Source organism: Amycolatopsis minnesotensis (assembly GCF_039529815.1).
GTDB lineage: Bacteria > Actinomycetota > Actinomycetes > Mycobacteriales > Pseudonocardiaceae > Amycolatopsis > Amycolatopsis minnesotensis.
This window is the reverse complement of sequence record NZ_BAAANN010000093.1, coordinates 1-7635: the sequence shown is the minus strand read 5'-3', so window position 1 is coordinate 7635 and position 7635 is coordinate 1. Positions and strand designations below refer to the sequence as shown.

Below are 7635 nucleotides of genomic sequence, written 5' to 3'. Positions count from 1 at the left end.
CCACCCCCATCCCGCACCGCAACCCCACCAGGACACACCCCCACCCACCACAACAACCGCTCCACCACACCACACCCCACCGACACCACCGGACCGGTACCGATGCCGGTGCCCGACGCGGTGCGCTCCAGTTCGGCCTGCCACACCTTTTCGGTGGTGCGCAGACCGGACAGCACGACGTCCAGCCGGTCGAGCAGAGTCCGCACCGACGCCTCGTCGAAGAGTTCCGGATCGAAGCCGAGCGCCAATTCGAGCTGCTCGCCCGCGAAAGCGGTCAGCACGAGGGCGTAGTTGGTGTGCTCGTCACCGAGGAACTCGCGGACCGCGATGCCGTGGCGCCCGGCGGCTTCGTCGTCGTAGGGGTAGTTCTCGAAGACCACGACGCTGTCGAACAGGTTGACGCCGCGTTCGATCTCACTCCACGTCTGCACCTGGTGGAGCGGGACGTATTCGTGGCGCCGGGCGTCGAGCTGGGCGTCCTGGAGGTTCCGCAGCCAGGTCGCCACCCGCTCGTCCGTGTCGGTGGTGACCCGGACCGGGAGCATGTTGATGAACAGGCCCACCATCGTGTCCGCGCCGGACAGCTCCGCGGGACGCCCGGACACGGTGGCGCCGAAGCACACATCGCGGTCATCGGCGTGGCGGGACAACAACAACGCCCACGCGCCCTGCACGAGGGTGTTGACCGTCAGCCGCTCCCGCTTGGCGAACTCGTAGAGCGCCTTCGAGTCCGTTGTGGACAATTTAGCCCTGATCTCGCGCGACGAACGTGACACGTGGGCGTGAACGGGCGTGTGGTCGTAGGGCAGGGCCGTGGGTTCGGTGAGCCCAGCCAAGGTGTTCCGCCAGTGCTCCTCGGCCTCGCTCAGGTCCTGTTCGGACAGCCACTGGACGTAGTCCCGGTACGGGCGGCGAACGACGGGGGACGTGGCCGTCCCGCCGGTGAGCGCACCGTATTCCGCGAACACCTCCGAGAGCACCTCGGAAAAGCTCCACCCGTCGGACAGGATGTGGTGGGAGTCCCAGAAGACCTGCACGGATTCGTCGGTCAGACGCGCGAAGGTCATCCGCAGCAGTGGTGGTGCATCGAGCGAAAGCCGTTCGCCACCACGGGATTCCCAGAGTTCACGGGAGTTCTCGCGGCGCTGTTCGTCGGGCAGCGAGCGCCAGTCGAGATGTGTCACCGGCAGCTTCGCCTCGCGGTGCACGATCTGCAGGGGTTCGGCCAGGTCCTGCCAGCGGATCGAGGTGCGCAGCACGGGTGTGCGATCGACGACGCGTTGCCACGCGGTGGCGAGCGCGTGCGGATCGGTCACCCCGTCGAGCGTCATGCCGAAGTGTCCGGTGTAGACGTCGCGGCCGGAGGTGGACAGTGAGTGGAACAGCATGCCGCTCTGCATCGGGGTCAGCGGGTAGACGTCCTCAATGGACTTCCCGTCGCCGGCGATGCGGTCCACCGCGTCCTGGTCGAGGTCCGCGAGCGGGAAATCGGAAGGAGTGCAGCCCCCGGTGCCCTGCTGTGCGCAGTGCTCCACGATCTCGGCCAGCGCGCCCGTGAACTCGTCGGCCAGTCGCTGGATGGTGGCCCGGTCGTGGCGATTCGCCGAATACGTCCAATGGAAGGCGAGCTCGCCGTCTCGGACGGCACCGGTGACCTCGATCAAGTGCTGACGCGGCTGTTCGGGATGGCGCTCCACGCTCTGTTCGGGCAGCAGGGCGCGGACGAGCCCAGAATCCCCGCCCGCGTCGAACCGGCCGTGGTAGTTGAACGCGACACCGGGTTCACTCCGCCCGCCGAGCGGATCGGCGGTGTTCCCGAGGTAGCGCAAGGCACCGTAGCTGATGCCGTGGCCGGGTACCGCGCGTAGCTGTTCTTTGACGGACTTGATCGTCCGGCCCCAGTCCGGGGTCGCGGGCACCTGCAGGGCGACGGGGTAGAGGCTGGTGAACCAGCCGACCGTGCGCGACAGGTCGGTGCCAGCGACCAGGTCGTCGCGACCGTGCCCTTCGAGCGCGATCGGGGCGATGCTGCCGCCCGTCCAAGTGGACAGCACCCTGCTCAACGCACTGAGCAGCACGTCGTTGACGCGCGTCCGATAGCTCTCCGGCACCCGCCGGAGCAAGGAAGTCGTGGTGTCGGCGTCGAGGCGAGCGGAGACGCTGTGCGACGAGCCGACGGTGTTCGGGCCGTCGCCGTCCTGGGGGAGCGGGCCCGCCGCCACGACGGAGTCCTCCTGCCGCGCCCAGTATTCGGCGTCCTGGTCGAGCGCGCCGCTGGCGACCAGTGCGGCGAGCCCGTGCGACCACGCGCGGAACGAGGTGGTCTTGGCGCCGAGGTCGACCTGCTCACCGCGGGCCGCCTGCTGGTACGCCGTGTCCAAATCGGACAGGAGCACGCGCAGGGACACACCGTCCACGACGAGGTGGTGCGCGGTCAAGAAGAGCCGCGGCTTCCCGCCCGCGGCGGCAGGGAAGTAGAGGCCCCTCAGCAGTGGGCCGGTGTCCAGCCGGAAACCCGTTTGGGCGGCCAGAATCGCCGAACGGATCTCCTCCTCCGAGGCCGAGGCCGATTCGAAAGTGGCCAGTACCTCGGCATTTTCGGCCGGGGCGTTGTACTCGCGCCAGGTTCCGTCCACAGTGGTCACACGGAGGCGCAAGGCGTCGTGGTGCGTCACCAGTGCGGACACCGCCGTGCGAAGCGCGCGCTCGTCGACGTCCTCGGCGAGTTCGACGTAGACGGACTGGTTGAACCGGTCGATGCTCTGTTCGAGGTTCTCGAAGAACCAGTGGTGGATCGGGGTGAGGGCGACATCGCCGGTCACCTCGTTCTGCTCGGCCGCGGTCCCACCGTCCTCGAAGTCCGCGACGGCGGCCAGTTCGGCGATCGTCGGGCGGAGGAAGGTCTGCTTCGGCGTGACGCGCACACCGGCGTCGCGGGCGCGCGCGACCACGCGCAGCCCGAGGATCGAATCGCCGCCGAGGTCGAAGAAGTTGTCCAGCACGCTGACGCGGTCGACGCCGAGCAGTTCCGCCCACACCGCGGCCAGGATCCGTTCCGCGCGCGTCCGCGGCGCGACGAACTCCGTTTCGAGGTCGCGGTCGGCGCTGGGGCCCGGCAACGCGCGCCGGTCGACCTTGCCGCTGACCGTCACCGGCAGTTCGTCGAGCACCACGAGCGAGGACGGGACCATGTGCTCGGGCAGGCGCTCGCGGAGGAACGCGCGCAACTCCGCCACACTGGGGCCGTCCGCGCCCGCGGCGAGGTAGCCCATCAGCCGGGGGGTGCCGTGCACATCCGGTTTGACCGCGGCGGCGGCCCCGGCGGCCGCGGGATGAGCCGACAGCGCGGCCTCGACCTCGCCCAGCTCGATGCGGAAGCCCCTGACCTTCACCTGATCATCGGTCCGGCCCAGGATTTCGAGCGTGCCGTCGGCGGACCAGCGCCCGCGGTCACCGGTCCGGTACATCCGCCCGCCCGCGATCGGGTCGGCGACGAACCGGGTCGCGGTGAGGCCCTCCTGACCGAGGTAGCCCCGCGCCAGTCCGTCCCCGGCGAGGTAGAGCTCACCCGGCACGTTGACCGCGGAGGGATGCAGGCGGGAGTCGAGTACGTAGACACCGACACTCGGCAGTGGACGTCCGATGTGGACGGAGGTGCCGCCGCAGTCGGCCGCGGTGAGCGCTTCGCTCATCGACGCGCACACCGTGGACTCGGTCGGCCCGTAGGCGTTGACCATTCGCCTGCCGTCCGACCACGCGCGCACCAGGTTCGGCGGACAGGCTTCACCGGCGAGGACCAGTGTCGTCCCGGTGGGGATCGCGTCGCCGCGGAGGGCGGCCAGCGCGGTGGGGGGCAGCGTGAGATGCGTGATGGCGTGTTCGGCGATCAGCGCGGCCAGCGGATCGCCCGGCAGCACGGCGTCGGCCGGCGCGAGGACGAGCGTGCCCCCGGACAACACCGACATGCCCAGTTCCCAGAAGGCCGCGTCGAAGCTGAGCGACGCGAACTGAAGCACCCGGGTTCCGGCGCCGGCGCCGAGACCGGCCCGCTGCGCGGTCACCATGCCGCTCGCGCCCGCGTGCGTCACCACCACCGCCTTCGGGCGGCCGGTCGACCCCGAGGTGTGGATGACGTACGCCGCGTTCGCGGGATCCAGCGGCACGGCGAACGCGGTATCGGGCAGATCCGCCAGCGCGGCGACGGTGGCGGGTTCGTCGAGCTGGATCGTGGGTGCCTCCGGCGGCAGCCGATCGGCGGTGAGCTGCGTGGTCAGCGTCAGCAGGGGCGTGGCGTCGTCGAGCAGGTACCGGATGCGCGCGGCGGGATAGCCGGCGTCCAGCGGCAGGTAGGCAGCGCCGGACTTCGCCACGGCGAGCACCGCGACGAGCATGTCGAGCGACCGCGGGACCGAGATGGCGACGACCTGTTCGGGGCCCGCGCCATGAGCGGAGAGCAGCCGCGCCAGGCGGTTCGCCCGCTGGTCCAACTCGGCGTAGGTGAGCTGGTGGGTGCCGAAGACCGCGGCGACCGCTGACGGGTTCGCCGCCACCTGGTCCGCGAACAGCGCCGGCACGGTTCGGCGGGCAGGGCCCCGCCCGCGCCCCGGCCATTCTTCGGCGACCGTCTGGTGCTCGGACGGGGTGAGCAGAGAGATTTCTTCGAGACGTCGTGCCGGTTCACTGGCGACGGCCGTCAGAAGGGTGATGAGGTGGTGGGCCAGCCGTTCCGCGGTCGCCGCGGTGAACAGCGTCGTGTTGTAGGTGAGCGCGCCGGCGAGCGCGCCGTCCTGCTCGGTGAAGTCGAAGACGAGGTCGAGGTTCGCGGCCAGTACCGGCGGTGCCACCTCGGTCACTTCCAGCCCGGTCAACCGCACCGGTGCCGTGCCCGCGTTGTGCAGGTTCACCGCGACGTCGACCAGCGGTGGGCGGCTGGGGTCGCGTTCGGGCTGGAGCGTCTCGACCAAGCGCTGGAACGGGACCTCCTGGTTCGAGAACGCCGCGAGCACAGTCGCCTGCACCTCGTCCATGAGGTCCGAAAAGGACTTCCGCTCGTCCACTGTGGAGCGAATGACGAGTGTGTTCACGAAGAAGCCGATCAGGCTCTCCAGCTCGACCCTGGTGCGACCGGAGGTCGCCGTGCCGATGGCCACGTCGTCCTGGCCCGTGTACCTGGCCAGCAGGACCTGGGCGGCGGCCACGAGCGTGGTGAAGACCGTGACGCCGCGCTCCCGGCCGAGTTCCTTCAGCCGCGTCGCCACCGCGGCATCGACGGTGAATTCGTGCACCGCGCCCGCGGCCGAGCGCACCGCGGGACGCGGCCGGTCCGTCGGCAGGTCGAGCGGGGTGAGCTCGGCCAGGTGAGCGCGCCAGTACGCGAGCTGGCGGTCGACGGCGGGCTCGGACAGCCGGGCGCGCTGCCACGAGGCGAAATCGGCGTACTGCGTGAGCAGCGGGAGGAGATCCGCGCGCACACCACGGGTTGCCGCCGAGTACAGGACGTCGAGTTCGCTCGCGAGCACCCCCATCGACCAGCCGTCCGCCACGATGTGGTGCATGCTCAGCACGAGCAGGTGTTCCCGCGGTCCGAGACGGGCGAGACCGGCGCGGAACACCGGCCCGGTGCGGAGATCGAAGGTCCTGGACACTTCGGCTTCGAGATACCGGTGTACCTCGTCTTGTGTCGAGGTCGGCAGGTCGGTTCGCTCGAGCGGGATCGTCACCGCGTCCCGCACGGTCTGGACGCCGTTCCCGTCCTCCGACTCGAACGTGGTCCGCAACGGCTCGTGCCGTTCGACCAGCCAGTTCACCGCGACGGCCAGTGCGGGCTCGTCGACCTCGCCGATCAGCCGCAGCACCCGGGTGGAGTTGTACTCGATGGCGCCGGGCTCGAGCTCGTACATGAACCAAAGGCGTTGCTGAGCGGACGACAGCGGCAGGGCGTGATCGCGCGCGAGTTTCGGGATCTCCTCGCGGGCGGGAGCGGCGGCGGCTTGACCGGCGAGCCGCCGCAGCGCGCGCTCGCGTGCGGTCTCGGAGCCCTGACGTCCAGACGGTGCGTTCATCTTCGTGTCGTTCCCTTGGCTCAGCTCGGGTCGCCGGATTCGGCCAGCGTCAGATCGGCAAGGATGAGGTCCCGGAGACGATCCGAAAGATCGGCGATGGTGGCGGCTTGGAAGAACTCCTTGACCGGGAGCTCCATTTCGAAGTCCCGGTTCAGCCGGGAGATCGCGCGCAGCCCCGAGATCGAATCGCCGCCGAGTGCGAAGAAGTTGTCGTCGACGCCGACTTCGGTCAGGCCGAGCACGTCGGTGAAGATGGCCATGAGCGCGGTGTCGGTCGGGTTCCTGGCGGGGGTGCGCGCGTCGTCGCCGGAGGGCTGCTCGGGGGCGGGCAGCGCGCGCCGGTCGACCTTCCCGTTACCGGTCAAGGGAAACTCGGGCAGCGTGACGATCACCGACGGCACCATGTAGTCCGGGAGGCGTGTCCCGAGGTACGAACGCAGCTCGGTGCCGGTCACCGCGGAGGATTCGGCGGGCACCACGTACCCCACGAGCCGGTTGCGGTCCGCGTTGTCCTTGTCCGCGAACACCACCGCTTCACCGACTTCGGGATTGCCGAGCAGCGCGGCCTCCACCTCGCCGAATTCGACCCGGAAGCCGCGGACCTTCACCTGCTCGTCGGTGCGACTCAGGAACTCCAGCTCCCCGCCCGGCAGCAGGCGGACCAGGTCGCCGGTGCGGTAGAGCCGGTCGCCGTCGCCGAAGGGATTGGCCACGAACCGCTCGGAAGTCAGCTCGGGTCGGCCGAAGTACCCTCGCGCCAGCCCGCTCCCCGCGAGGTACAGCTCGCCGGGCGTGCCGGGAGGGGACAGTGCGAGCCCCTGGTCGAGCACGTACACCTTGGTGCCGTCGGTGGGCACGCCGATCGGGACGACCCCGGTGGGGACGTTGCCCTTCGTGACCCGGTGGCACACCGCCAGGACCGTCGTCTCGGTGGGACCGTAGCCGTTGACGATCGTGAGATCCGGTGCGCGGTCCAGTACCCGTGCCATCGCCGCGGGAGAAGCGGCTTCCCCGCCCGAAAGAACCTGCTTGAGACCGGAAAAGCAGTCGGGCGCTTCGTCGGCGAGCATGTGGAAGAAGCCGGTGGTGATCCCCATCCCGGTGGCGCCGTGTTCGGTGATCAGCTTGCGCAGCAACGGAACCGTGAGCTCCTCGGTCGCGACCACCACCTGGCCGCCGCGCAGCAGCGGGAGCCAGACCTGGTAGGTGCCCGCGTCGAACGCGGCGGAGGCGTGGAAGATGACGCGGTCGCACCCGCCGTCCGCGGTCAGCCGCCGGTCGGCGGCGAAGTCCATCAGGTTCCGGTGGCTGACCGCCACCCCTTTCGGCTCGCCCGTCGAACCGGAGGTGAACATCACGTGGGCCAACTGCCCCGGAGCGACCGGGATGTCGAGGTTCTCCGTGGACTCGTCTGTCCACACGGGATCGGAGTCGATCACGATCACCGGGATGTCGATGCCGCGGAGCCGTTCGCGATTGGCTTTGTCGGTGATGATGAGGGTGGTGTTGGTGGTGTGGAGGAGGTGGTGGAGTCGGGGGGTGGGGTGGGTGGTGTGGAGGGGGAGGTAGGTGT

General features: G+C 69.8%; 2 protein-coding genes. Both read right to left on the bottom strand.

The window, feature by feature from the left end:
• Positions 1-6062: amino acid adenylation domain-containing protein (locus tag ABD256_RS43785; protein ID WP_344432287.1), on the bottom strand; the 6062-nt coding region annotated here is incomplete at its 3' end.
• 20 nt (positions 6063-6082) lie between these two features.
• A partial coding sequence (locus ABD256_RS43780) for a non-ribosomal peptide synthetase (protein ID WP_344432285.1) occupies positions 6083-7635 on the bottom strand: 1553 nt, incomplete at its 5' end.